Here is a 25,654-nt window from a genome sequence, read left to right on the forward strand (position 1 = left end):
GACGGCATCCATACCATCGAGGCGAGACGTGACTACGGGGTCGGCGCGCCGACTCTCGCGGGTGCCTCAGCGGACACGACCGGCGCTTCCGTGCTCATGTCATTCGGACGCCGACGGCGACGCAGGCTTGCCGTCGCAAGCGCGGCGACCCACACCGCGATCAACAGCGCGACGATCCCGATGCCCGCGGTGCCCAGGTCGATGCTTCCCACCCAGTCCCAGAATCCGCCATCCAGGTGGAACCGGTCGCCGAGGAGACTCGCGAACTCGAGTGTGCCGACGATCAGCGCGACCGCCACCGACAGGGCCGTCACCGACAGGTTGTAGCGCATGCGCCGCCCGGGCTTGTCGAACGCCCAGCCGTACGCGAACCGCATCACCAGTCCGTCGGCCGTGTCCAGGAGCGACATCCCCGCGGCGAACAGGATCGGCAAAGCCAGCATCGCGTACCAGGGCATGCCCGCCGCAGCGCTGGAGGCTGCCACGACGAGGAGGGCGATCTCGGTCGCGGTATCGAATCCGAAGCCGAACAGGACGCCCAGCGGATACATCTGCCACGGGCGGCGGATGGACCGCACCGCGCGGCCGAACAGGCGCACGAGCGGACCCCCGCCGAGCGCAGCCTGATCGGCCTGCTGCGCGGTGACGCGTCCTGCGCGCACCGCCCGGAAGGTGCGCAGGCCGGCGACCAGAAGCACCAGGTTGATCGCCGCGATGGCGTAGAGGAACAGGCCCGACACGCCCGTTCCGATGAGGCCCGTGACATGGTGGAGTGTCGACGAGTCGTCCTCGATCGGTGCGATCAGGGCGCGCGCCCCGAGCGCGAGGGCGACCGTGAGTCCGAACACGACACTCGAGTGGCCCAGCGAGAACCAGAATCCGACCGACACCGGGCTGCGACCGTCGCCGACCAGCTTGCGGGTGGTGTTGTCGATCGCAGCGATGTGGTCCGCGTCGAACGCGTGCCGAAGCCCGAGCGTGTAGGCGGTGAGCCCCAGCCCCAGCGCGATGGGATGGCCGTCGGCATCGGGCGCGCTGAACAGCAGTAGGACGCCGGCCACGTGCAGGACCACGATGGCGGCGGCCATCCGGGCGACGGGCCATCCCACTGCTCTCACTGTCCTTCCGGGTCAGGAGTTTTCAACGATTTCTGCAGCCTAGCTCCCGCGGCCCTCGCGTCGGAGCCACCACATGAGGAGCACGAGCGGGATGACGAGGCCTCCGATCCCGTACACGATGAAAGGCACGACCCCGGTCATGTGTTCGACGAGCCAGGAGAAGTTCTGACCGAAGAACCCGGTGATGAAGGTCAGCGGCAGGAACACCGTCGCCAGCACGGTCAGTCGCTCCATCGTGGCGTTCTGCCGGACGCCGACCCGTGTCTGCTCGACGGAGAGCACCGACAGGTTCGCCTCCAGCACCGTGCCGAGGAGGTCGCGCTGCGCCGCCACCTCCTCGTTGATCAGCGTGAGGTGATCCTGGACGTCGCGCAGATACGGCTGCAGCGCAGGGGCGAGGGATCCGCGCTCCACCGTCGACACGACGTTGAGCAGGGGATGCACCGCGCGGTAGAAGTCGGTGGCCTCGCGTCGCAGCGAGTAGATGCGCTCGGTGGGGGCCGCACTGCCCGAGAAGACGGTCGCCTCGATCTCGTCGATGTCGTGTTCGAGGCCCGCGACGACGGGCGCGTAGCCGTCCACGACCTGGTCGAGGATGGCCCACAGCACCGCCGAGGTGCCGGCGGCCAGGAGCTCGGGACGCTGCTCCAACCGCAGCCGTGCGTCGTGCAGTTCACTGGCGACGCCTTGGCGCACGGTGATGACGAAGGTCGGGGCCAGGAACACGCTGATCTCGCCGAAGTCGACCTCCTCGGCCGCGTCGTCGTAGCGGGCGGTGCGCAGGATGACCAGGCGAACATCCTCGTTGTAGGTCTCGAACTTGGGGCGCATGTGGAAGGTCTGGGCATCCTCCACGGCCAGCTCGTGCAGCCCGAAGACGTCGCGCACCTGCCTGAGTTCGTCGGGTCCCGGCTCGAACAGGCCGAGCCACGCGAACCCACCCGTCTCGCAGAGGGCGGCGGCCTCGTCCAGCAGAAGCTGTCCCTCGCCTTGCCTGCGACCGTCCACGTAGTGTGCGCAATCGACGATCATCCTGCACCTCCTTTGAACTTGTTGTTCCCAGGCCGTCCCATCACATCCCTCGGCGGCGCGCAGCGCAAGACCTCGGACTCGCGCTGCGGGCGGCGGCCTTGCGCCGCAGACGAGCAGCGGCGAGACGCTCGTGTGTGACGATGACAGGGTGAGTCTCCGCATAGCCGCTGTCCAGGCCGAAGCCCAAACCGGCGAAGTGGAACAGAACGTCCTGAAGGCTGCCGGCTACATCCGTCAGGCAGCATCAGAGCTCGTCGACGTCATCGTGATTCCCGAGGCGTTTGTCACGGGCTACGACGACGACGCCTTCGCCGGACCTTTGCCGTCATCAAGGGAGTTGAGCTGGCTCGCCCCCGTTCAGCAAGCCGTCGACGAGACGGGCATGACCGTTGTCCTCAACACCGCGCTCGCTCGCGACGACATCAGGACCCTCACTGACGTGGTGGTGTTTCCCGGCGGCTTCCCGGTTCTGGCTTATGACAAGCAACACCTCTACGAGAGCGAGCGGACGATCTTCAGTCCCGGGAACCATGGGTTCTCGCTAGCCGTGAGCGGCATGGAGTTGGGATTGTCGGTCTGCTACGACGCCAATTTTCCTGAACATGCCGCTGCGGCAGCCGCGAACAACGTATCCGTGTATATCAACAGCGGCGCCTACTTCCCGGGCGGAGAACACCGTCGCGACCTGCACTACGCAGCTCGAGCTCTCGACAACGGCATGTATGTCGTGTTCAGGGGACTCGTCGGGGGGACGAAGGAGTTCATCGGCGGCTCCGCCATCTTCGACCCAGCCGGTCGACGCATCGCCCACGTTCCCGCTCGCGAGGGTCTCGCAGTAGCCAGCATCGACCCCACGGTGATCACGCGGACACGCGCCGACCAGCGAATGTGGACCGACCGTCGCGCGAACCTCGGTAGCTACGATCGTCGCGGAGCACTCCCGCCGATCTCCTCATCAAAGGCCCGGCAGGGCTGAGCGCTGCCGGGCGCCCGCGTCGACGGTCGCGCACTCTGGAGGCGATGGCTCGCCCGAGCGTGCGGGCGTCCAGACTTGGACGCGACGGCGGGAGTCGAACCCGCAACGCTGGCCGGTATGAACCGGAGCCCGGGACCGCCCGGATCGCCGCGATGAAGGCCACGTTACCGTGTGGATTCCATGACACCTCGGTGAACGTCCGATGGTTTCCCACTGTGTCGGCGGATGACGGCGCGCTTGCCACCTGATCGGCGCCGTTATGCTGAGCGGATGACGATTGCGATGAGGCGGGGCGTCACCGCGATCATCGTGTTCGCAGCGCTGCTGCTGGTGGGTGTCTGGGTGTCGGTCCGGGTGCCCCCGTACGCGGTCGGACCAGGAGTCGTGCCGGATGCCGCGCACGTCTGGTCGGCCCGCATCCTCCTCGTCCTCACCCTCGCCTGGATCGTCATCGGCATCATCTCGGCGCGCACCAGCCTCGTCGGTCGTCCGGGTGCGAGCGCCGCCCGGGCATCGTGGATCGCGGCATCCCGTCCCTGGCGGGCCCGCGAGTCGACGCTCGGGATGCTGCAGCTCGACCGCGTGCTGCTGCTCGTCATCCCCGGCGGGATGCTGGCCGTCACCCGCGTGCTGCAGTCGTCGGCCGGGTCCATCGCGCAGCTGGTCGTCACCTTCGGCGGGTGGGTCGTGTTCGTCGTCGTCGCCGAGCTGTGGATGCGCGGGCGATCGCCGTGGGCGCTCATCGCCGCCGTCGCCGGCGTCGTGGTGCTGCGCTGCACCCTGACCCTGCTGCCGCTCTCGTTCGGCTTCCCGTACGGCGAGGCAGTGACGCGCATCTACATGGCGCTGTCGACCGCGGGCTTCCTCTGGACGTTCGTCGCCGCCGCGTGGTCGCTCTTTCCGCGGTTCGGCCCGCGCCGCGGCATCGGCATCGTGATGGCCGCCGCCGGCGCCGGGCTCACGGTGACGTGCGCCGTGATCGCGCTCATCGGACCGGCCCAGGTGCTCGAAGGCTGGATCGACCACGTCAGCCCGCTGCCCTGGGGCCTCGGGCGCATGATCGGGATCGCGAACCTCCTCGGGTCGGTGACGACCGCGGTGTGGTCGCTCGCGCTCTCGGGCCTGGTGGTGGGTCTTGTCGGCGTGGTGCTCGCCCTGCCCGAACGCACTCGCACCGCGCTTTAGCCGTCGGAGCTATTGCGCCCAGCGGGCGTCGTCGGTGCGCACGATGTCTTTGCCCAGCGGCATGAGCGAGATCGGCACCATCTTGAAATCGGCGATGCCGAGCGGGATGCCGATGATCGTGATGCACAGGGCGATCCCCGACGCGATGTGCGCAAGGGCGAGCCACCACCCGGCGAGGATGACCCAGATCACATTGCCGAGGAATGATCCGACCCCGGCATCCGGCTTGGGCACGATCGTGCGGCCGAACGGCCACAGCGCGTAGTTGGCATTGCGGAACGACGCGATCGCCCACGGGATCGTGATGATCGGGATGCACAGGAGAACACCCGCCACCAGGTAGGCGAGGAAGAGCCAGAAGCCGGCGAAGACCAGCCAGATGATGTTCAGCAGCGTGCGCACCCCTCCATTCTGGTCGAGGGCTCCGACACCGGGACCGGGGGTAGCCCCCCGATCCCGCCCCGGGCATCCGCCTATTCGGCGTCGACCAGGAACCGCGAGTACGCCACCAGGGTCAGGAACGCGGGGAAGTCCTCCGCGAGCGCGACCTCGCGGAACACCTCGGCGGCGTCATCGAACCGGTCACCGCTCGAGCGGTCGACCTCGTCCACCACCACGGCGATGAGCGCCTCGATGCGGGCGCGGGTGATCGGGGCGCCGTCCTCGGTGGTGCTGCCCTGGCGGACCCACTGCCACACCTGCGAGCGGGCGATCTCGGCCGTCGCGGCATCCTCCATGAGGTTGTCCAGCGCGACGGCGCCGAGCCCGCGCAGCCATGCCTCGATGTAGCGGATCGCCACCGACACGTTGTCGTGCACGCCCCGCGACGTGATCGGGCGGTCGATGCGGACATCCAGCAGCTGCGCCGCGGCGACGTGCACGTCGTCGCGCAGCCGGTCGACCTGGTTGGGGCGCTCGCCGAGCACGGCGTCGAACTCGGCACGGGCGGCCGGGATGAGGTCGGGGTGCGCGACCCAGGTGCCGTCGAAGCCGTCGCCGGCCTCACGGCGCTTGTCGGCGGACACCTTCTCGAACGCGCGGGCGGTGACCTCGGGGTCGCGGCGGTTCGGGATGAAGGCGCTCATGCCCCCGATCGCGAACGCGCCCCGCCGGTGGCAGGTCGCGACGAGCAGCTCCGTGTACGCGCGCATGAACGGCACCGTCATGGTGACCTCGCTGCGGTCGGGCAGCACGAACGCGGCACCGCGGTCGCGGTAGTTCTTGATGATCGAGAAGATGTAGTCCCAGCGTCCGGCGTTCAGGCCCGCGCAGTGGTCGCGCAGCGCGTACAGGATCTCCTCCATCTCGAACGCGGCCGGCAGGGTCTCGATGAGCACCGTGGCGCGGATCGTGCCGTGCGGGATGCCGGCATACTCCTCGCTGAACGAGAACACGTCGTCCCACAGCTTCGCCTCCTCCGAGCTCTCCAGCTTCGGCAGGTAGAAGTAGGGCCCGCGGCCGGCGGCGATGAGGGCCTCCGCGTTGTGGAAGAAGTACAGCCCGAAGTCGACGAGGGATCCGGATGCCGCAGCACGCTGTCCGTCCGCGGAGATGTGCTGCACGTGCTGTTCGGGCAGGTGCCAGCCGCGCGGGCGCATCACGATCGTCGGGGTGCGCTCGGCGGTGACGCGATACTCTTTGCCGTCGGCGTTCGTGTGGGTGAGCTGCCCGCGGATCCCGTCGTACAGGCTCAGCTGCCCCTCGATGACGTTGGTCCAGGTGGGGCTGGTGGCATCCTCCTGGTCGGCGAGCCACACCCGCGCCCCGGAGTTGAGCGCGTTGATCGTCATCTTCGGATCGGTGGGGCCGGTGATCTCCACGCGGCGGTCCTCGAGTCCGGGACCCGCGCCGGCGACCCGCCACCGGGCGTCGTCGCGGATGTGCGCGGTGTCGGCACGGAACCCGAAGTCGGCGCCGGCGCCGATCTCAGCGCGCCGGCGCACCCGCGCCGCGAGCAGCTCGTTGCGGCGGACGCCGAAACGATCGTGCAGTTCGGTCAGGAACGCGAGCGCGGCGGGGGAGAGGACCTCGTCGTAGCGTGCCCGGAGCGGGCCGCCGACCTCGATCGCTCCCCGGGTGGTGGTGTCGGTGTCCATGGCGGTCCTCCTCAGGGCGGTGGCGGGTGGTCTGCCTCCACTCTGTGTGAGGATCGGGGCTGGTTGTGTCGGTTCGGGGGCGGAAGTTTGCCCGTTCTTCTGTTTTCCGGTAGTCGATGATGTTACGCGCGGCTGAGGGCCCGCGCGCCGACGGCGATGTAGAGGGCCGCGTCGGCGACGAAGCCGACCGACATCGCGAACGACAGCCATCCGCTGTCGGTGATCATCGTGCCCACCCCGGCGAGGAAGGTCAGGATGATCACGATGAACCCCCACAGGGCGGCGCGCTGCGCGACCCCGACCCGGCGGGCGACCAGCCACACCCGGACCGAGACGATGATCAGGCCGATCCCGACGAGGGCGTGGAGGCCGAGCAGGATGCCGGCGACGACCTGCGCGCCGCCGGAGTTCTCCTGGGGCGTGCCGACGAGGTTGGCGCCCATCCCCAGCAGGAATTGCGCGCCCAGCGCACCGAGCGCTTCGCGGGATCGACGGACGAGTGCTTCGGTGGACTGCACCGGCGTGGACATGGCGTCCCCTTTCGTTGACGGATCGCACCGTTCACGCCCCATTGTGTTCCCGTCCCCGCCCGTTGTCATGGGGTGGTCGGAGTACCTGCGCATACTCTCCCCGAAGTACCGGGCGCCTCCGGCCCCGCGCCGGGCACCAGGTGGCAGGATGGGGAACTCGCACCCCGGACCCCGACCCCACATGCGCACACGCACCCGAACCGTCCCCGCCGACCGAGCCGCGCCCGCCCGGTCGCGATGGACCCTGCGCCGCGTGCTGGTCGACGCGCTTATCGTCGTCGCCGCCGCATCCGGAGCGATCGCCCTCTCGCTGTGGCTCACCCCCATGCAGGAGGTGTCCACGGCGGGGCAGACGGTGGGGGTCGGGGTGACCGCGCCGTCGTGGAGCGTGTCAGGACCCGGGCAGCTCGACCTGTTCGGGCAGTCGCTGCCGACCACGATCCAGTTCGACGGGCCGATCCGCCCGCGACTCACCCTGACCCACATCACGCTGTCCGAGCAGCTCAGCCAGTTCGCCGCGACGAAGGATGCCGCAGCGAACCTCGAAGAAGCCCTGATCGGCGGCTGGCAGCGGTTCTTCGTCTGGCAGCTGGTCATCGTCGCCGTCGCCGCGCTCGTGCTGTCCGGTGCCGCCGCGGGCTGGCTGCGCCACGGGTGGCGGGAGACCGGCATCCTCATCGCGGGCACCCTCGTCGTGGCGCTCGCACTCGACCTCGGCGGCGTCATGGTCACCGCGTACAGCACGCCGGCGAAGCTGAAGGGGATCAGCTCGCTGCAGGATCTCGTCGGCGGCTCACCCGCGCCGACCCTGCGCCCGGCCCCGACGAGTCCGGCGCAGACGATCAAAGACGTCGTCGTGGTCGGCGACTCCACGGCGGCGGGGCTCGGTCTGCGGCGCGTGGCGCACGCGACCACGGACGATCGCTGGTGCGGGCGCAGTCAGGATGCCTTCGCCGTCGACCTCGCTCAGGTGAATTCGTGGTCGGTCACGAACCTGGCCTGCAGCGGCGCCACCATCCGCAGCGGCCTGCTCGGATCGCAGCTGATCGGACCGCGCACGATTCCGGCGCAGCTGAAGTCGCCGGCGGTCGCGAAAGCGCAGGCGGTGATCGTGAACATCGGCGCCAACGACGTGCAGTGGACGTCGATGCTGGAGCTGTGCGCGGTGGCGGCATCCTGCTCGGACAACGCCGAACAGGCGTACTTCCAGCAGCAGCTCGCGGCCTTCAGCAGCGACTACCTGCAGCTGCTCGACCAGCTGCAGCTGCTGCCCTCGCACCCGCTCGTGGTGATCAACCTCTACTACGACCCGGTGCCGGGGAGCGTCGCGTGCCTGGCGAAGCAGAACATCACGCCGGACAAGCAGAAGACGCTGCAGGACGACCTCGCCGCGCTCAACGCGATCCTCGCCGAGGGCGCGAAGACGGCGGACTTCGCGACCGCGAGCCCCGACTTCACCGGCCACGGCGTGTGCAGCTCGCAGCCGTACGTGCAGGGCGTCGCCGATCCGGCCCCGTTCCACCCGACGCCGAGCGGCGCGCTGGCGATCGCGCTCGCCGACGAGCACGCGCTGCGGCTGCCGTGATCCCGCTCTTCCGACGGGGCCGATGCGTCGGCATACTGAATGTGAGAAGTGCGTGAGAACGTTCTCAAGACCGGCTCCTGAGTTTGTCGCAGGCCCGAACCCCGCGCTACCGTCGGCCGGTACCCGAGTTTCAATGGATGGGAAACAAACAGGTGGATACGGTCGCGCTCAAGCAGTCCTGGAAACAGGTGGCGGCTCACGGAGACGCCGTTCCGGGCTACTTCTATGCGCACCTGTTCCTCGCCCACCCGGAGACGCGCGACCTCTTCCCGGTCGCGATGGCGGCGCAGCGCGACCGGCTCGTCACGGCGCTCGGCCGCATGGTCAGCAACGTCGACAGCATCGGCGACGTGGTCGGCTACATCGAAGACCTGGGCCGTGACCACCGCAAGTTCGGCACGATCGCCGGGCACTATCCCGCCGTCGGGGCATCCCTCCTCGCGACGCTGAAGCACTTCCTCGGCGACGCCTGGACACCGGAGCTCGCCGGCGACTGGGCCGAGGCGTACAACCTGATCGCCACGACGATGATCACCGCCGCCGAAGGCGCCGAGTCCGAGCCGGCGACGTGGAATGCCGAGGTCATCGCGACCGAACGCCGCGGGATGGATGTCGGCACCGTGACGATCCGGCTCGACGACGACCTCGAATACCGCCCCGGGCAGTCTCTCGCCGTGGAGATCCCGCAGCGGCCGCGGCAGTGGCGGTACCTGTCTCCCACGCAGGGGCCGACGGCGGATCGCACCATCACGTTCCACGTGCAGCTCGTCGCCGGCGGCCAGGTCTCCGGCGCGCTGCTGCGCGACCTCACAGCCGGCGACCGGGTGCGGCTCGGGCCGCCCATCGGGCGCCTGCTGACCCTCCCCGAAGACGAGGACTGGCCCGACCTGCTGCTCGTCGCCGGCGGCACCGGGCTCGCCCCGCTGCTCGCCGTGCTCGACCAGGTCGCCGAGCGGCACCGCGCCACCGGCCGCGGTCCCCGCGTGACGCTGTACCACGGCGTGCGGCACTCGTGGTCGTTCTACGCCAAGCCGGAACTCGCCCGCTACGCCGGCGCTTCCTGGCTCGAGACGCGCTTCGTCGTCTCGGACGACCCGTCGTACCCGGGCACCCGCGGCCTGGTCGGCGACGTCGCCGCCGCGGACGGCCCGTGGCCCGGACGCCTGGCCCTGGTGTGCGGATCGCCGCGCATGGTCGACCACACCACGGCGACGCTGGAGGCATCCGGCATGGATCCCGACCGCATCCGCGCCGAGCGGTACGAGGATCCGTACACCGAGCAGATCCCCCAGAAACGTGTCCGGGTGCGCGCCCGGGAATCCATTCAGCCGGGCGTGGGACTCGGCTAGCGAGGAGAGGCAAGACCAATGACTGGGATCCAATCCGTATCGATCTCGCCGGAAGGACTGCGCGAGGCCACCTTCTCCAGCGAAAGCGACGGCTACGACCGCGGCGAGGTACGGGCGCTGCTGGCATCCGCCGCCGACGCCCTCGAACTGGCCTGGCGGGAGAAGAACGACCTCACCGCGAGCATGACCGCCGACGACACAGAGATCTCCAGCCGCGCCGTGCTCCTGCTCAGCAACGCCCAGCGCATCGCCGACGACGCCGTCGCGGAGGCCGAGGCGTACTCGCGCGACCTCATCGAGACCGCCCGCAACCAGTACCGCGAGATCATCGAGCGCGCCCAGCACACCGCGCACGAGATGGAACGGCACGGGGGCGCAGCGGATGCCGCCCCCGCCGCGGCTCCCGCTCCTGTGGCTGCGGCGCCGGCCGCCCCGGGCTGGTCGCCCGACCAGTCGCCCTCGGCGGCGTTCGCGACCGACGACCTGGACGCCGCCGGCACCGCCAGCCCGAGCGAAGTGGTGCGCGCACGCCAGTTCACCCGGATGGCCGCCGCCCAGGCGCACTCGCTGCTCGAGTCGATCGAGCGCGAGCTCGCCCGGCTTGGCAAGAACCCCGGCGGCCCGTCCGACTCCTGAGGCCCGGCCGGTTCCCACAAGCCGGTGCCCCCAAGCCCGGCGGCGCTCACCCGTGCGTCCGCCACTCCCCAATGACGATCGGAGCAAAGAGTATGACCGACACCGCCGACGAGAAGACCCTCTACCAGCAGCTGGGGGAAGGAGCCGGCATCGCCGCCGTCGTCGACCGCCTGTACGAGCTGATCATGGCCGACGACACGCTGGCGCCGTTCTTCGTCGACACGCGGCTGCCGCAGCAGAAGGGGCACATGGCGATGTTCCTCGCCGCGGCGACCGGCGGCCCCAACGCCTACACGGGCATGGACCTCGGCGCCGCGCACGCGGGCCGCGGGATCAGCGACGCCGACTTCGACCGGGTCATCGGTCACGCGGCGACCGCGCTCTCCGAGGCGGGCGTGGACGACGAGACGATCGGCGTCGTGGCAGGGGCCCTGATGCCGCTGCGCGCCCAGGTCGTGACCGGGGCGAGCGTCGCCTGACGCTCGCGGCGGCCGGCCCGGTTCGCCGACAACAGGCGGATGGCCCAGAACAGGGTGATTCCCCGTGGATCGCCCGGTTCTGGGCCATCTGCCTGTTTTCAGCCGGGTTTCGTGGCACGATCGGCCCATGCCGTCGCTCGCTGAGATCGCCGCCGAGTTGTACTCCGGGGCGCCGGACCAGTTCATCGCGACGCGCAACGCGCGTGCGGCGGAGGCGTCTGATCGCGAGGCCGCCGCGCAGATCCGCGCCCTGCGCAAGCCGTCGGTCGCCGCCTGGGTGGTGAACGTGTTCGCGTCCGAGCGCACCGCGGAGCTCGCCGAGGCTCTTGAGCTGGCCGAAGCGCTGCGCGAGGCGCAGGCCAGTCTGGATGCCGCGGCGCTCGCGCAGCTCGGACGGCAGCGCCGTGCGCTGACCAGCAAGCTCGCCGAGGATGCCGTGGCCCTGGCATCCGCCCGGGGCGGGAAGGTGTCGGCATCCACCGCGGAGGCGGTGCGTCAGACGATCACGGCGGCGTTCTTCGATCCGGATGCCGCGGCCGCCGTCGCGTCGGGCCGGCTCGTGCGGGAGCTCGAGTCCTCGGGTGCGTTCCCGCTGGATGCGATCGCGGCGCTGGACGGCCAGCCGGTCGCTCCCGCCGCCGCGTCGAAGACCGACGAGCGAGGTGCCGCCGCCGAGCGGAGGCGGGCGGAGGCGGCGGTGCGCGCTGCGGAGCAGCACCTGCACCTGGCGCAGCGCGATCGCGCGCGGGTCGAACTCGAGGTCGCCGACCTCACCCGCAGGTTCGACGAGCTCACGGCCCGCGAGCAGGAGGTCGAGGCGGAGCTCGCCCGCATCCGGGCGGAGCGGGAGGACGCCCGCTCGCGGGTCGACGGTGCCGGGGAGCGCCGGGCCACCGCGGACGCCGCCGTCGCGGCGGCAGAGCAGGCGGTGGGCGCCGCCCGCGCCCAGCTGCCGCCCTGACCGGGCTCACCGGTGCACGGTGCGCTCCGTGCGCCGGTAGCCGGCGGCGGCTGCCAGTGCGAACAGGACCGCATACGCGACGCTGACCAGGACGGGGCGCCCGGCATCCTGCCCCGAGGAGGCCGCGTAGATCAGGTCGATCCACGCTCCCGTGGGCGTCCATGGACGGAGGAGGCCCGGGATGCCTTCGGTGACGGGACCGAACATCCCGCCGACGTAGCCGAGGGCGAAGGAGAGGAGGTTCGCGATGCCGAGCGCGCCGCGGGCGGGCAGCCAGTAGCCCAGAGTCAGCCCGAGGAGCCCATGGACGACGGCGCCAGCGCAGAGCGCACCCAGCACCAGGGCGATCGTCTGCGCCGGTAGCGGTCGAAGCGCACCGGTCAGCCCGGCCGCGACGACGACCGGGATGCAGAACGCGAGCGAGAACAGCCCGCCGGTGCTCAGCGTCGCGCCGAGGCGCTGCCAGGCCGCGCCCGGCAGGGTGAAGGTGTAGCCGGTCCAGGGGTCGTCTCGGGTCGACGCGATGCCGACTCCGAACTGGAACATCATCGTGCCGAGGATCGCGAAGGCGCAGTAGCCGAGCACGAGGAGGATTGGGTCGCCCTCCTGGCGGGTGCCGAAGAAGAGGTAGAGCAGCGTCGGGAAGATCGCGAGCGGCAGCAGGAACGAGGGCTGCCGGACGAGTTCGAGGGTGCAGAGCCGGATGCCCGCGGCGACCACGTTCATGCGGGTGCCCCCGCCTCGTCGAGCAGTGCGTCGAGCGCCTCGGCGAGTGTGCGGTCGTGCACTCGCAGGTGCGGGTCGTCGCACTCGTTCAGGATGACGCGGGCGATGTCGTCCGGCCGGTCGGTGACGACCGAGCGACGGCCCTCTCCGTCGAGGGCGGGTTCGAGCCCGGGGTATCGGGTGGTCAGCGTCCGCAATGCGGCGTCGTCGGCGGTGAACGAGACGCGCACGCTCCCGAGCCGGTTGCGCACTCCTTCCGCCGTGTCGGTGAGCAGCACGCGGCCACGCGCGACGAGGGTGACGGTGTCGGCGATCTCGTCCACCTCCGCCAGGTCGTGGGACGCGACGAGCACCGTGCGGCCCTCGTCGCCGAGGCGCCGGATGAGGGCGTGGAGCAGCTTCTGCCCGGGACGGTCGAGCCCGGCGACCGGCTCGTCGAGCACGAGCACCGGGGTCTGCCCGACGAGGGCGCACGCGAGGCCGAGCCGGCGCGTCTGCCCGCCGCTGAGGCCGCCGCACAGTCGCCGCGCTTCCGTCGTCATCCCGACGGCATCCAGCACCTCGTCCACGTCGGCGCGGTTCGGATAGTGCGCCGCGACGAACGCGACGGCTTCGCGCACGGTCACGGTCAGCGGGAAGAACATCGCCTGCGGGGCGAACCCGATCAGCCTGCTCGCCGGGCCGCCGCGCCGCACGGGCGTTCCGCCGACGGTGACGGTGCCGGTGTCCGGGCGCCGAGCGCCCGTCAGCACCGCGAAGGCGGTCGACTTGCCGGCTCCGTTCGCGCCCAGCACGCAGTGCACGCCCGGCCCGGCGTGCATCGAGAACCCGTCGAGCGCGGCGACGGATCCGAACTTCTTGTGCACGTCGTCCCACCGCACTTCTCCGTCGTCAGCCATCCTTCAGGGTTGCGCCGCTCGCGGGGCGGGGAGGTTCCAACGTCGAATTTGAGTACCGAACAGGCGAAATTGAGTGGTGATCGCGCGGAACCGTGGGACGAGTGCCGCGAGTAACCTGTGCGATGGTGTGCGGGCATCCCGCACCGGAGGAGGAATCGGCATGGCACTGCCGCACCACCCGGGCGACAGCGCCCTCGTCTGGAAGGACGAACGCACGGACGAGAACCGCTGAACGAGGCAGGGTAGCCTGCATCTGTGTCGAGCAACCCTCCGGTCCGTCGTGCCGAACCGCTCCACGTCGACCGGCGCGTGGTCTGGACGACGTGGATCGCCGACCTGTGCGTGGTGGCCGCCGTGCTCGCGACGGTGGTGCACCGGTCGTTCCTCGGACTGGTGCTCGCGATCGTCGCGATCGGCCTGGCCGTGTCGGCGCGTCGTCGGGTGGGCAGACACCGGCGGTGGGCTGGTTCGAGCCGAGCACTGCTCGCCGTCATCGGCGGGGCGGTGGTCGTGTTCTTCTCGCTGCCGTTCCTGATCGGCGGCATCGCCGGGCTCTGGCACCTCGGATAGTCGGACACGAGGCATCCTGCGCGGCATAGGCTCGGGGCATGGCTCGGATCCTTCTGATCGGCGGACACGGCAAGATCGCCCTCCTGCTCGAACCGATGCTCGCCGCCCGCGGCGACACCGTGACCGCGGTGATCCGCGACCCGGCGCAGGTCGCGGACGTCGAAGCGGCCGGTGCGGTCGCCCTCGTCGCCGACGTCGAATCGGCGGATGCCGCCGAACTCGCCGACCGCATGCGCGGGCATGACGCGGTGGTGTGGTCGGCCGGGGCCGGGGGAGGCAACCCGGCGCGGACGCGCGCGGTCGATCGGGATGCCGCGATCCGCTCGATGGATGCCGCCGCCTCTGCCGGCATCCGGCGTTACGTGATGGTCTCGTACTTCGGGGCGGGGCCCGACCACGGCATCAGCCCGGACAACCCCTTCCACGAGTACGCGGAGGCCAAGACAGCCGCCGACGCGCACCTGCGCGGAACGGCCCTCGACTGGACGATCCTCGCGCCGAGCGCGCTGACCCTCGACCCGCCCACCGGGCTGATCGACACGGCCGCGACCACGTCGGGTTCGGTGCCGCGTGCGGATGTCGCCGCCGTGATCGCCGCGGTGCTGGAGGACGACTCCACGATCGGCCGCACCATCCGGTTCAACACGGGGACTGTTCCGATCGCCGACGCGATCCGCGGCTGAGCCGGGGCACGGACCGGCGCTCCGCGGCGACGCGTCTTCACTCACCCGACAAGATTTGCGCCGCCGGGGCGCGATTGTTGTCGGTCGAAGCATCCGGCATCGCGTTCAACCGACAAGATTTGCGCTGCCCGGGCGCCATTGTTGTCGGTGGAAGTCGCGGCGGTGCTCGCGCATCTCACATCCCGTTGCGCCGACAAGAATCGCGGCAGCGGGGCGCGATTGTTGTCGGTGGAAGCCGCAGCCCCCGACTCAGCCGGCGGCGCGGACGGAGGTGTGCGGGCCCTGCGGGGAGGTCAGCATCACGGTCGCGGCGAACGGCGTCGCGAGCGGGATGTAGATGTCGTACAGGGCTCCGCCCGGCTCGTCGCGGTACGAGAACCGGATGCCGTTCACCGGTGGCCGCGGCGGGAACGGGCGCGGCGGCAGGACGCCGGCCGGACGAATCGACGGCAGGTCGATCGACGCGGTCAGCGTCGGACCGAGCGGCCCGGGCACGATCGGCCCGGGGACGATCGGGATGCCGCGGCCGGCGATCGGGGCCTCCCCGATCCCGCCGCCCCGACCGGGCGGCCCGCCGATCCCCGGCAGCGGCCCGAAGGGCGGGCGGACGATCACCCGGCGCGACGCCGACACCGACAGCACGAACGGCGGCACGACGGTGCGGTCCTCCGTGCTCGACACGGTCACCACCGCCGCGGTGGGCGACACGCGGGTCACCGCGACGAGCTCCAGGTTCGGCGGCGTCGCCGTGATCCACCCGTCCACGTGGGCGAGCTGCACCACGGCGCGGCCGAGCGGGTCGACGAGGCGAAGCGCGACATCCACCGGCTGAGTGGGATCCGCCCGGGAGAACCACACCGCGAGCGGCGTGCGCCCGGCGGCGCGGTCGCCGCGGATCACGAGGGCGACGCCGGGCGCGGGCGCCGTGAGAGGCGGATCCGCCGGGACCGCCGACAGCGCGGTCAGCACGGCCGCATCGGCATCCGCCCCGGTGAGCGACGCTGCCGTCACCGCTCCGACCAGGTGCGGTCCGAAGTCGGTGTCGGCCACCGGCGCGGCGGTGGAGGTGCGGGCCACCAGCACGCTGTGGTCGGGCGTCACGGACTCGACCACCAGCGGGTCGAGGTCGGTGGGGGTCGCCGGCGGCACGCGCACGGTCGTGATGTCCGAAGCCGGCGAGAGGATGCCGCGCCAGGCGCGCTCCGGGATGCCGCTGGTGTCCGGTTCGGCGACGGTGCGCACGTACCAGGTCTTCCAGCTGGGCGCCAGGGCCCCGGCCCAGTGCCCCCGGAAGATCGGCTGCCCGGTCACCAGGTCGACGTCCCCCGCCCCGGGCGCGGTCGCGGTCACGAAGGCGGGTGCCCCCATCGAGTCGGCCCGCCGGGCCGCGTCGAAGCTGTGCGCGCTGTACACCCGGAACCGCGAGACCGGCACGGTGCTGGCCACCTCCAGATCGACGTCGGCGCCCGCGGCGGTGATCGCCGGACGCGCGAGTGGCTGCGCGGGCTGCATCACCTTCGGCGCGATGAACACCTGGGTGTAGTCGTGCCCGGCGGTGTTGTACGGCCACGGCGAGTCGACCCCGCTCGGCGTCGTCGACGTCACGACGAAGAACTGCATCCCGGTCGCGCCGCGGGCGAGCGGGATGTCGGCCTCGCGCCGGTCGGGGGGCATATCGGCCACCCGGCGGAACGCGAGCCGGCACTCCTCGGGATGGTCGACGAGCAGCTGGCGGAGCACGACCAGCCGGGCGCCGGGCACGTCCGACGCGGCCGGCTCCGGCGCCCCGCAGCGCTCCCGCAGGTAGTCCTCGCTCGCCTGCCACACCACGAAGGTCTTCACCGCGCCGCTCGCGGCACCCCACACGACACGGACGTGCGACCGGCCGTCGGCGTCCGGAAGGCTCGCCAGGGGCACGCCCGGCAGCGGGCTCGTGGCCGGGATGACCGGCACCGGGCTGCCCGCCGACGCGAGCATCGCGCGGGCCGGATCGTCCGGCGCCCAGTCGGTCGGCGTCGGGCCGACGGCGAGCGACCGCCGCGCCCACACGTCGACGCCCCAGCGGTCGGTGACGCCGTAGTCGAGGGGTCCCAGATCCACGTGCACCGCGAACCGGCGCGGCTCGCCCTGCCCGGCCCCGGCGGCGGCCGCCGGCACCCCGTTCTCGTCGAGCGGGGTCACCGTGCAGCCGACGCCGGTCGGGACGTCGCCGGCGAAGGAGATCGAGAAGCTCTGGCGCACGGCGCCGGCGGGCACGGACTCCGCCCCGATGCCCGCGGGCGGCGGCGTCGACTGACCGGCCATCGGGAAGAAGACGGCCGAGAACTCCACGCCCGTGGTGGTGCGCTCCTGCCACTCCACGAGGACGTCGACGTCCAGGGTCGCCGGGCATTGCGCCGTTCCGGCATATGTGGCCCGCAGCTTGAGGTTCGCGAGCATCGGCGGCGGGGCGGGCGGCTCCGTGCCGCTGTAGAGCGCCTCGCTCCACGCCGACCACACGCCGTACACGTCCGACAGCGCAGCCGCGTACAGTTCGGTGCGGCCTCCGCTGCCGAGCGGGATGTCGGTCACCGGATCGGTCGAGCTCAGCGTGGTGGCACCGGGTGCGAGCGGAGGGACGTTGGGGATGCGCCATCCGTCCACGTCCGTCTCGAACGGGAAGAGCGCCGTCGCGGATGCCGCCCCGGCGGGGGTGCGCACGGTCGCGAACTGGGTGACGCGCACCATGCCCGCGTCGGCCGACAGCGGCGGCCAGCTCGTGCGCACGTTCTCGCGCCAGGGGGCGTCGATCGCGACCGGCGGCTGGAGGGAGTAGCGGGCCGCGGTCAGCGGCAGCGGAGCCGGGGTCTGCAGGTGCGCGACCGGCGGCGCGTAGGCGGCGTACTCGCCGCCGGGGAGCGGCACCTCGACGTTCCACCCGGAGCCTGAGGCGCGGAACACCGGGCCGGCGCTGTAGTCGGCGGTCACCAGGAACTCGACCGCGGCCTGCTGCGCGATGACGACCTGTCGTCCGCCGAGCGGGTACGCGGTTCCGAAGCCGAGGGCGAGGTTGGCGAACGGGTCGGTCACGGCGGGCACGGCGAGCAGCGGCCACGGCGCCGCGTCCAGGGATGCCGGGTGCGCGGCATCCGGCCCGTCCACGCCCACGCGGTTCGTCAGCTGCGCCTGCTGGTTCTCGGGCAGGCCCGGCGCGTACAGCGGGGCGATCCGGTCCAGCAGTTCGGCGTCGATCCGGTCGACGAAGCGCCCTGGGTCCGGCGCCTGCCAGAGCGGTGCCGTCACTCCGGAGGGGAGGGTCGCCGGCCAGCCCACGAGCGGCCCCCCGCGGGAGAGCCGGTCGAGGGCGGCATCCCGCGCGGGCATCGGCGCCGACACCAGCCCCTGCTTCTCACCGTCGTAGTCGGTGCCGCCGATCCCGCCGGGGAGCACGGGCAGCCCCACGAACTCCAGCTGCTTCCAGTCCGGCGCGTTGACGATGTCGTCCAGCGGAACCACCCGGGCCACGGGATTCACCGCGTTCGTCACGAGCGCGCACGTCGCTCCAGGGGTGCGCAGCTCGACGTGCGCGGTCGGGATGCCCGGCCCGGCCGTGCCCATCGCCGTCACCGACTCCTTCGATCCCGTCCGCCAGCACAGCCGCACCACCACCGGCTGCGTGGGATCGGCCACCGTGCAGTCGATCACGACCCGCCCGGCGGCGGTCCCCCAGTCGAGCCGCAGCGAGCCGTCGGGTGCGGTCTCGGTGGTGGCTTCGACGGGTGCGGCATCCTGCCCCGACACCGGACGCTGCCACACCGTGAACACGCCGTGCGGAACGCCCAGGTCGGCATGGCACGCCCACGCCAGGCGGATGCTGCGGGTCGGGACCTTGTCGCCGAGCTGCTGTCCGCGCAGCTTGGCGATCGCCGCCCAGTCGATGCCGACGGCTTCGGCGCGGAAGTACGAGGGGTTCGCGATGCGTGCCATCAGTCCTCCTCCTCCCACGGTGCGGCGATGAGCGGAACCGACAGCAGTGCGGTGGGCGTGCCCGCGGCCCCGCCCGGGCCGTCCGGATCGGAGACGAGGTCCAGGCGCAGCCGCGTGCCGCGCGCCCCCGCCCCGAGGAACGCGATCGCCCGCGTGCCCCCGGGACCGGTGGCGATCCGCGCGACCGGGGCATCCGGCAGGCCCGGATCCGCCGGGCCCGTCGACGGGGCGACCGTCAGCCACGGCCACGGCACGCTCGCCCAGTAGTGGTGGGTGGGGTCCGGGTCGGTCGCCGCCGCCGGCACCTGCTGCGGGATCGGCCGCGACCGGACGATCTGCTCGCTCGACTCCACGATCACCGCGATCGGCTGCGGCACCGGGTCGGTGCTCCACAGCACCTGCACGGCGGGGAACCCGGGCGTCGCGGCCGCGCCGAGACCGGCCGCCTCGAACGCGTCGTCGATCATCACGCCGGAGACCTCACCCACGAGCGGCGTGAGCGACGCGGGGTTCAGGATGCCGCGCCCCTCGGCCCGGGCACTGCCGACGAACGCGGCGAGGTCCGGGGCATCCGCGAACCGGCCGGTGCGGAACGGGACCCGGTAGACGATGTCGCCGGTGCCGGCGTCGCCCTTCTTGCGGGCGTGCACGTCGAGGAGGTACTCGGTCAGCGGTTCGAAGACATACGGCAGGGTGACGGTGAACGTGCTGTGGTCGAACTTCGAGGCGTCCAGGCATCCCGCCTCGGTCGCGACCTGCTCGACGGCCTCCCGCCACGGCGACGTGACCGGCGAGGTCGCTCCCGCAACCACGTACGGCGATCCGCCGCCGAGGGGCACCTGCGGCACGGGATCGTCCGGCTGGTCGGCGAGGCGGGGGTGGATGCCGCTCGACGCGTGCACCACCGCGTACAGCTCGAGGTCGTAGGCGTCGAAAAGTGCGGCGACCCGCTGCGACGAGAACGTCAGGCTCACCCCGGCGTGGGTGAAGACACCCGTCTCCTCCTTCGCGGGGATCGTGGAGAGCACCCACGGCGACAGGTCGGTGACGACGTCCGACGGCACGTTCGCCCGTGCCTTCGTGTGGAAGGAGAACCGCTGCGTCGTGGCGGACGTGTTCGCTCCCGGCAGGTCGGAGGGCATCAGGGTCGCTGCGGGTGCGACCCCCTGCGGCGGGCTGTGCGGGTCGCCGGACACCGCCACGAACGTCGCCTGCCAGTCGACCTCCACCGTGTACTGGGTGTCGGGGGTGAGCAGCGGCTCGCTGCCGGCCGGCTGGGTGAGCGCGGTGTTCAGGGCCTGCTGGTCCTGGTTGAGGGTCGTCGTGTCCCAGTCCGCGCGCCGGGTCTCGGAGCCGAGCAGCGCCTCGACCGCGACGACGAAGAAGGCCGGGAACGGACCCTGAGACCGCTTGCGGTCCCACCCGACGACGACGCGCGGCACCTTGCCGCCGAGACCGTCCACGCGCACGAAGACGGCGACCAGCTTCTCGGTGGACATGAGGCGTGCCGCCAGGTGCCCGGCCCGGCTCACCGGGTCCGCCCAGGGGCGTCCGGGTTCGAGCCACGTCGCCGGGATCGTCGCCGGCGACGGAACGATGTCGGACGGGTCGACGCGGTGCGAGACCACCTCCGATCCGTCGGCGACGCGCGCCGAGACGACGAGCCCGTACTCCAGGCCGATGCGCGGCAGGAGCATCAGGATGCCGACCTCTTCGAAGCCGTCGGCGTCGCCGGGCCCGCCGACGTCGAACGCGACCGCGTCGGCGAGGGCGTCGGGCCGGAACCCGGAGGCGGACCAGGACTCCTTGACGAGTCCGCGGGTGACGTCGTCGGCGCCCGGGGCGGGTTCGGGGAGGTCGCGCACCGGGGAGCGGAGCACCTCGCCGAAGCATCCGGCGCCCTTCACGACCACCTGACCGCGGGTCGCGCCGGCGGCCCGGGCGAAGCCGGACACCGTCGCGGGTTCCCACGCGGACGCCTGCTGCGCCGCCGGGAAGTCGTACAGCGAGCCGCCCGCGGTCGCGTTCGCGTCGAGCGCGGCGAAGGCCGCCGCGCCGGTGAGCAGGCCCCGGGCACTGAAGCCGGCCGGCTGCCCTTTCGCCCACGCCGCCGGCACGGTCTTCGGATCCCTGATCCCGCGGTCGTAGCAGGCGACGGCATCCCCGACCACGACGGCGGGGTCGGTGCCCTGCAGCGGGTCGACGGCGGGCGCGATGCGCCACAGCTCGGTGACGGTCATCCCGGTGCGCACCGGCGCGGTGCGCACCGTTCCCGGGTCGTCCGGCCAGGGGATGCCGGTGAGCGCCCAGCCCGTGACGCTCGGTCCGACCGGCTGCCCGTCGAACGTCCACAGCACGGCGGCGGGTGCGGCCGCGGTGGCGCAGATCGTTCCCCAGCGGTGGTCCACGGTGTTCGTCAGCGCCTCGCCGTACGGGACGGCCGCCGGGTGCGGGTCGGGCGTCCAGTTCAGCAGGGCCAGCCGCAGCGAGGATGCCTGCGTGCCGCCGGTCTGCACCCACCACACGCTCGCCGCCGACGACCCGGCGGGGGTCGGCGGGATGAGCGGTCCGCCGGTGAGACGAACCGCGGTGACCTCGTAGCGCCACCAGTAGTCGCCCAGCTGCATCCACGGATTCGCCGGCGCCCCCGCGTACGAGCCGAGCACCCCGCCGAGGACGTCCGCGGCATCCGTCTTGGGCAGTGTGAGGAACGAGATCACCGGGATCGCGTCGATCGGCACGTCCGCCGGGAACGGAGCAGCCTCGGTCGCCTTGGCGATCACCCCGTCCACGGGTTCGCCGACCCCGGTTCCCTCAACGAGCACGTGGACGGTCCGGTTCACCAGCCCCACACCGGTGACGAGGTTCTGCACGGGCGGGGGAGCGGCCGCCGGCTGGCTGCCGATCGTGAGCTCCACGGATCCCTCGACGCTGAAGAAGAAGAAGTCGACCTTGCCGTGCACCTCGCCGTGCACGTAGAGCTCGTCGGTGGCCCCGCGGTAGATGATGTCGAGCTTGGCGCTCGCCGAGATGCTGATGATCCACAGCCGCAGCTCGCCGCTGACCTCGAAGATGCCGGCGATGAAGAGCGGGTCGGGCGCGAACAGCGCGTCGAAGCCGGCCGCCGCCTTGAAGTAGAGCCCGATCGACTCGCTGCCCATGAGCACCGCTTCGATGTGGAATCCGGTGGCGAAGACGAGCCCGTCCGAGCTCAGCGGGGGATTCGTGGGGAGGGCGATGCCGTCGCCGTGCACCTCCAGGTAGCCGGTGCCGGTGATGGTGTCGAAGACCCGCACGGTGGCGGGGTGGGCGTAGTTGCCGAGTTCGACGTACCAGTGCTCGGTGTTGCGGGTGTCGAAGAACGCGGTGACCGGCACCGTGACCGACAGGAGCGACCCGACGTCGTACTGGATGCGCAGCGCGACCAGCACCGTGCCGCGGCCGAAGTCGAGGTCGATGACGGCGACGATGGTGGCGCTGGTGTCGCCGCCGAGTTCGGGAAGCGACGGGCTGAGCACGTTCGCGAGGGCGAGCAGGGTGATCTCGGGGCCGGGCACCGAGATGAGCAGCACGCCCTTGAGGTTCAGGGTGAACCCGCCGTCGACGGTGCCGAGCACCAGGCCCGCGCCGAACGAGTAGTCGTCGCGGTTGTAGTGCCAGGCCTGGTCGGTGAACAGGTCGTCGTCGTGCAGGTGCCGGATCGCCCAGTCGAGGGCCGGAAGCTCCGCGGCGGCGTCGTAGCTGCGCGCGAAGTTGATGCCCATGCCGCCGAGGAACCCGTAGATGCCCAGGCCCGAGGAGCCGAGCAGGATCGGCGCGGGGAACTCGACGGCGGCGCCGAAGAGGATGCCGATCGCCGGGCCGCCCGAGGGGTCGGGGTGGATCGTGAGCGTCGCCGCGATGCGGATGTTCACCGACGTCACCGACACGTCGAATCCGCCGCTGATCTGGGTGTCGGAGATCGCGACGTATCCGGTGCCGTGCAGCACGCCGGGCACGTCGAGCGTCGCCGACAGGCGCGAGATGCTGATGTCGGGGGTGCCGTCGCCCGAGAAGGCCGCCCGCACGGTGGCGGTGTCGATGGTGAGGATGCCGATCTCGAGCCCGATCCCGAACTGCACCTCGACGAACATGGGGTTGTCGCGGCTGACCCGGAAGCCGAAGATGCGCAGGATCTGGTCGAGCGGGGGCGTGGCGACGAGCGAGCCGTCGGGCGCATCGATCGTGTAGCCCTTCGCGGGGTCGAAGACCGCGAGCGGCCGGAAGTCCGGGTTGGCGGCGCCGCCCCACGCGCCTTCCACGCCGATCGCCTTGTAGCGGGCGCTCATCGGCTTGCCGGCGGCGGTGCGGATGATCTTCAGATCGAACGCGAACTTCGTCTCGACGTCGAAGAAGACCGCCACGCGGTATCCGGCTGCGGCATCCCCCGTCGAGCCGTCGGCGCTGACGATCCCGTCCGCGACGACCAGTTCTCCGCCGTGCAGGGTGAGCACCTGCGCCTCCAGCACGCCGGCCGCGCCCACCGCCACCGCGCCGAGCGCGATGACGCCGCCCGCTGCGGGCGACAGGCTGCTCGCGGCGGCCGTCAGCGGTGCGAGCACGGCGAGGGCGCCGACCGAGTCGATCACGGTGTTCGGGATGCCGTCGCCGCGCGTGCGCTGATACACGCCGTCCTTGTCCCTGTCGTGGGCCCGGAACTCGGCATCCACCTCCCACGACTGGCGGTCCTCGCTGATCCGCAGCCGCAGCAGGAAGTCGACGATGCCGTCGGCAGGGTTGTCCTGGTGCTGCTGGGCGGTGAGGCCGAGGCCCGGAGCGCTGCGGTCGGACGCCTGCGAGAGGTCGAACTCGCCCCAGATCTCGGCGCGGATGAAGGTGTCGCGGAGGATCTCGACGCGCACTCCGATGCGGCGGAAGCAGCTCGGCTGCGGGGGCTTGGCCGGAGTGACGTCCTTCTGCTCGTTGTGGCCGCCGAAGTCCTCCCGGGTCGCGGCGAGCGTCGCTGTGACCGTCGCCGGCGGGGCGGCGGGAGCCCACGCCCGGGCGAGCCACCAGAACCCGTCGGTCTCGGCCGGCGGCGCCGGCGGCGGCGTGACAGGCGGGGTGGTGCCGGTGCGCGGCGCCGTCCCCGTATGGGCGTTGCCCGCGCCGAACGCGGTGCCGGCCACCGCGTGCGTGAAGCCGGCGTCGTGCAGGATCGCGACCGCCGCGTCGATGCGGCGCTGGCTGAGCTGCTGGTTGTACGCGGTCTGCTCGGTCTCGTACGACGCGTACCCGTCGACCGTGAAGACGGTGCTCACGTCGAGGTACGTCGCCAGATCGTGCGCCGCGGTGACGTAGCTGCGGGATGCCGCCTGCTGGTCGTGCGCGGGCGAGGGCTGATCCCGCGTGTTCCCCGGGGTGAGCGCCCAGCCCGGCGAGGTCATCTCCGCGGGCTTGGGGTGGTCGAACAGGAAGAAGCAGTCGCTCACCGTCGCGTCCGCGCCGCTGACCGTGGCGGTGAGATCGCTCGAGAGCGGGTTCGCCGCGGTGAGCGCGGAGATGTCGAGGGTGACCGACGCGCCGTCCGTGGGTCCCACGATCGCCACGGTCGAGCTCGTCCAGGCGATCGTCGCCGTCGGCGGCGGTTCGGGCACGAGGCGCACCACCGCCGGATCGATCGACGAGGTCGTCATCCGGTACGGGCCCGGACTGCCGGTGGGGGTGACCGAGAGCGAGGTGACGCCGCCTCCGCCGCCGGCGGCCGCGCTCGTGTCGAGGCTCGTGGTGATCGTCAGGTGCTTGGTGAGGCCCGCCGACCCGTCGACCACGGTCACCTGGATCGTCGTGCCGCCGGCATCCGTCGTGATCTGCGCGCGCGTGCCGTGCACGCTCGTCGCGTTGCCCGGGGCGATGGTGACGTCGTTCGCGCCGGAGCCGCCGTGCGTGTCCACGAACAGCGTGCAGTCCGCCGGCACCGTCGCGGTGCCGTGTGCGGGATCGGAGGTCGGATCCGCGATCGTGACGGGGATGTACGTGCCGGCCGCGGTGAGCACGTGCGCGGAGACGGAGAGCTCCGCGGCATTGACCACCTCGGCCTCGAAGATCGCCGTCAGCCCCGCGCTCGCCCCCACCCCGATGTACAGGTCGCGGGCGGCCGCGGTGACATACAGGTCCTCGGTGCCCGGCGGCTGCACGAACACGCGGACCTCGGGCAGGTAGAAGCCCTGCCAGGCATCCGGCATCGCCCGCGCCCCGGCGGGGAGCCCTGTCGGGCCCGCCGTCGAGCTGAGGTCGAGCACCGCGGCGCGGAAGCCGAACCCGAGGGATGCCTGCGGCCCCACGATCGCGTACGCCGGCTCCATGCGCACCAGGTCGTACACGTGGTCGGCCGGGTTCCCGGTGGTCGAGGCGGACAGGAAGTCGAACTGCACCGACTGGCCGGACAGTTGCGACAGCTGCAGCTTCAGTCCGCCCACGACCATCGACACGTGGTCGATGGTCGGGTCGGGCACGAGCCGCGCGCCGGCGACGTCGTAGCGCGCGGGGCTCAGGAACGGCAGGTGCACGGCGACGACGGGGCTCGTGACGACCACCCGCCAGCCGCCGTCGTCGGTGCCGCCGGTCTGGTGCAGGCCGATGTCGATCTGGATGTTCGGGTCGCGGAACTCGATCGGCGTGCCGCCGCCGGGCACGCCGCCGAATCCGTCGAGATGGAGGAGGCTGTCGGCGCGGTAGGTCTTGGTCCAGACCCGCCAGTCGCCGTCCTGCGTCGGCCCGGTCGCACCGCCCGCCTGCAGGGCGTTCTCGAGCGCGGTGAGGACGCCGCCGTTCCTCGCGGCATCCGGCAAATCGTCCCACTGAGTCACGGCGCGCCTCTTCGA

General features: G+C 71.7%; 18 protein-coding genes and 1 tRNA gene. 9 read left to right on the forward strand and 10 right to left on the reverse strand.

Annotated features, from left to right (window positions below):
* Window positions 1-32 precede the first annotated feature (32 nt).
* On the reverse strand, window positions 33-1,109 hold the full coding sequence (locus LK09_RS00930) for a HoxN/HupN/NixA family nickel/cobalt transporter (protein WP_231562915.1): 1,077 nt from the start codon (window positions 1,107-1,109) through the stop codon (window positions 33-35).
* A 48-nt stretch (window positions 1,110-1,157) separates the two neighbouring features.
* Window positions 1,158-2,150, reverse strand: coding sequence for a magnesium and cobalt transport protein CorA (locus LK09_RS00935; protein ID WP_039394389.1), 993 nt, complete (start codon window positions 2,148-2,150; stop codon window positions 1,158-1,160).
* A gap of 148 nt (window positions 2,151-2,298) precedes the next feature.
* On the opposite strand from LK09_RS00935, the gene LK09_RS00940 reads away from it, so the two are divergent.
* Window positions 2,299-3,126 carry a carbon-nitrogen hydrolase family protein gene (locus tag LK09_RS00940; protein ID WP_039394396.1) on the forward strand — a complete coding sequence of 276 codons (828 nt, stop codon included), beginning with the start codon at window positions 2,299-2,301 and terminating at the stop codon, window positions 3,124-3,126.
* Window positions 3,127-3,202: 76 nt separating this feature from the next.
* Here the strand turns inward: LK09_RS00940 and LK09_RS21315 are convergent.
* Window positions 3,203-3,278, reverse strand: a tRNA-OTHER gene (locus LK09_RS21315).
* 118 nt (window positions 3,279-3,396) lie between these two features.
* On the opposite strand from LK09_RS21315, the gene LK09_RS00945 reads away from it, so the two are divergent.
* Window positions 3,397-4,311 carry a hypothetical protein gene (locus LK09_RS00945; protein WP_156138594.1) on the forward strand — a complete coding sequence of 305 codons (915 nt, stop codon included), beginning with the start codon at window positions 3,397-3,399 and terminating at the stop codon, window positions 4,309-4,311.
* 9 nt (window positions 4,312-4,320) lie between these two features.
* On the opposite strand, the gene LK09_RS00950 is transcribed toward LK09_RS00945, so the two are convergent.
* The 3 genes from LK09_RS00950 to LK09_RS00960 all read right to left on the reverse strand — a co-directional run bounded on the left by LK09_RS00950 (window position 4,321) and on the right by LK09_RS00960 (window position 6,937).
* Entirely contained in the window at window positions 4,321-4,713 is a 393-nt protein-coding gene (locus tag LK09_RS00950) for a YccF domain-containing protein (RefSeq protein ID WP_039394402.1), read from the reverse strand.
* Between the two features lie 71 nt (window positions 4,714-4,784).
* Window positions 4,785-6,407 (reverse strand): malate synthase A, encoded by a 1,623-nt coding sequence (gene aceB / locus LK09_RS00955; RefSeq protein WP_039394405.1) that lies wholly within the window; start codon window positions 6,405-6,407, stop codon window positions 4,785-4,787.
* Between the two features lie 122 nt (window positions 6,408-6,529).
* Window positions 6,530-6,937 (reverse strand): hypothetical protein, encoded by a 408-nt coding sequence (locus LK09_RS00960; protein WP_052226251.1) that lies wholly within the window; start codon window positions 6,935-6,937, stop codon window positions 6,530-6,532.
* A 181-nt stretch (window positions 6,938-7,118) separates the two neighbouring features.
* Here LK09_RS00960 and LK09_RS00965 point away from each other — a divergent pair, with 181 nt between their 5' ends.
* The 5 genes from LK09_RS00965 (at window position 7,119) to LK09_RS22090 (ending at window position 11,947) form a co-directional block, all read left to right on the forward strand.
* Window positions 7,119-8,522 carry a GDSL-type esterase/lipase family protein gene (locus LK09_RS00965; RefSeq protein ID WP_052226252.1) on the forward strand — a complete coding sequence of 468 codons (1,404 nt, stop codon included), beginning with the start codon at window positions 7,119-7,121 and terminating at the stop codon, window positions 8,520-8,522.
* Window positions 8,523-8,659: 137 nt separating this feature from the next.
* The gene (locus LK09_RS00970) at window positions 8,660-9,871 is read left to right on the forward strand and encodes a globin domain-containing protein (protein ID WP_231562917.1); all 1,212 of its coding nucleotides are present in this window, start codon (window positions 8,660-8,662) and stop codon (window positions 9,869-9,871) included.
* 18 nt (window positions 9,872-9,889) lie between these two features.
* Window positions 9,890-10,507 carry a DivIVA domain-containing protein gene (locus LK09_RS00975; RefSeq protein ID WP_039394409.1) on the forward strand — a complete coding sequence of 206 codons (618 nt, stop codon included), beginning with the start codon at window positions 9,890-9,892 and terminating at the stop codon, window positions 10,505-10,507.
* 92 nt (window positions 10,508-10,599) lie between these two features.
* Window positions 10,600-10,986, forward strand: coding sequence for a group I truncated hemoglobin (locus tag LK09_RS00980; protein WP_039394413.1), 387 nt, complete (start codon window positions 10,600-10,602; stop codon window positions 10,984-10,986).
* Between the two features lie 127 nt (window positions 10,987-11,113).
* Window positions 11,114-11,947 (forward strand): hypothetical protein, encoded by an 834-nt coding sequence (locus LK09_RS22090; protein ID WP_039394416.1) that lies wholly within the window; start codon window positions 11,114-11,116, stop codon window positions 11,945-11,947.
* A 6-nt stretch (window positions 11,948-11,953) separates the two neighbouring features.
* On the opposite strand, the gene LK09_RS00990 is transcribed toward LK09_RS22090, so the two are convergent.
* Both LK09_RS00990 and LK09_RS00995 read right to left on the reverse strand, forming a co-directional pair.
* Window positions 11,954-12,673, reverse strand: a complete 720-nt coding sequence (locus LK09_RS00990; RefSeq protein WP_052226253.1) for a beta/alpha barrel domain-containing protein — start codon at window positions 12,671-12,673, stop codon at window positions 11,954-11,956.
* A complete protein-coding gene (locus LK09_RS00995) occupies window positions 12,670-13,572 on the reverse strand; it encodes an ABC transporter ATP-binding protein (protein ID WP_039394419.1) in 903 nt (300 codons plus the stop codon). Before LK09_RS00995 ends, LK09_RS00990 begins: the two co-directional genes overlap by 4 nt.
* A 255-nt stretch (window positions 13,573-13,827) precedes the next feature.
* Between LK09_RS00995 and LK09_RS01000 the strand changes: the two genes are divergently transcribed.
* The gene (locus tag LK09_RS01000) at window positions 13,828-14,142 is read left to right on the forward strand and encodes a hypothetical protein (protein ID WP_039394422.1); all 315 of its coding nucleotides are present in this window, start codon (window positions 13,828-13,830) and stop codon (window positions 14,140-14,142) included.
* A 38-nt stretch (window positions 14,143-14,180) separates the two neighbouring features.
* Window positions 14,181-14,825, forward strand: coding sequence for an SDR family oxidoreductase (locus LK09_RS01005; protein WP_039394426.1), 645 nt, complete (start codon window positions 14,181-14,183; stop codon window positions 14,823-14,825).
* A gap of 249 nt (window positions 14,826-15,074) precedes the next feature.
* On the opposite strand, the gene LK09_RS01010 is transcribed toward LK09_RS01005, so the two are convergent.
* Window positions 15,075-18,791, reverse strand: a complete 3,717-nt coding sequence (locus tag LK09_RS01010; RefSeq protein WP_039394431.1) for a hypothetical protein — start codon at window positions 18,789-18,791, stop codon at window positions 15,075-15,077.
* Window positions 18,791-25,639: a hypothetical protein gene (locus LK09_RS01015; RefSeq protein WP_156138595.1), complete on the reverse strand. Its 6,849-nt coding sequence runs from the start codon at window positions 25,637-25,639 to the stop codon at window positions 18,791-18,793. Before LK09_RS01015 ends, LK09_RS01010 begins: the two co-directional genes overlap by 1 nt.
* Window positions 25,640-25,654: the final 15 nt, after the last annotated feature.

Source organism: Microbacterium mangrovi (assembly GCF_000802305.1).
GTDB classification, from domain to species: domain Bacteria; phylum Actinomycetota; class Actinomycetes; order Actinomycetales; family Microbacteriaceae; genus Microbacterium; species Microbacterium mangrovi.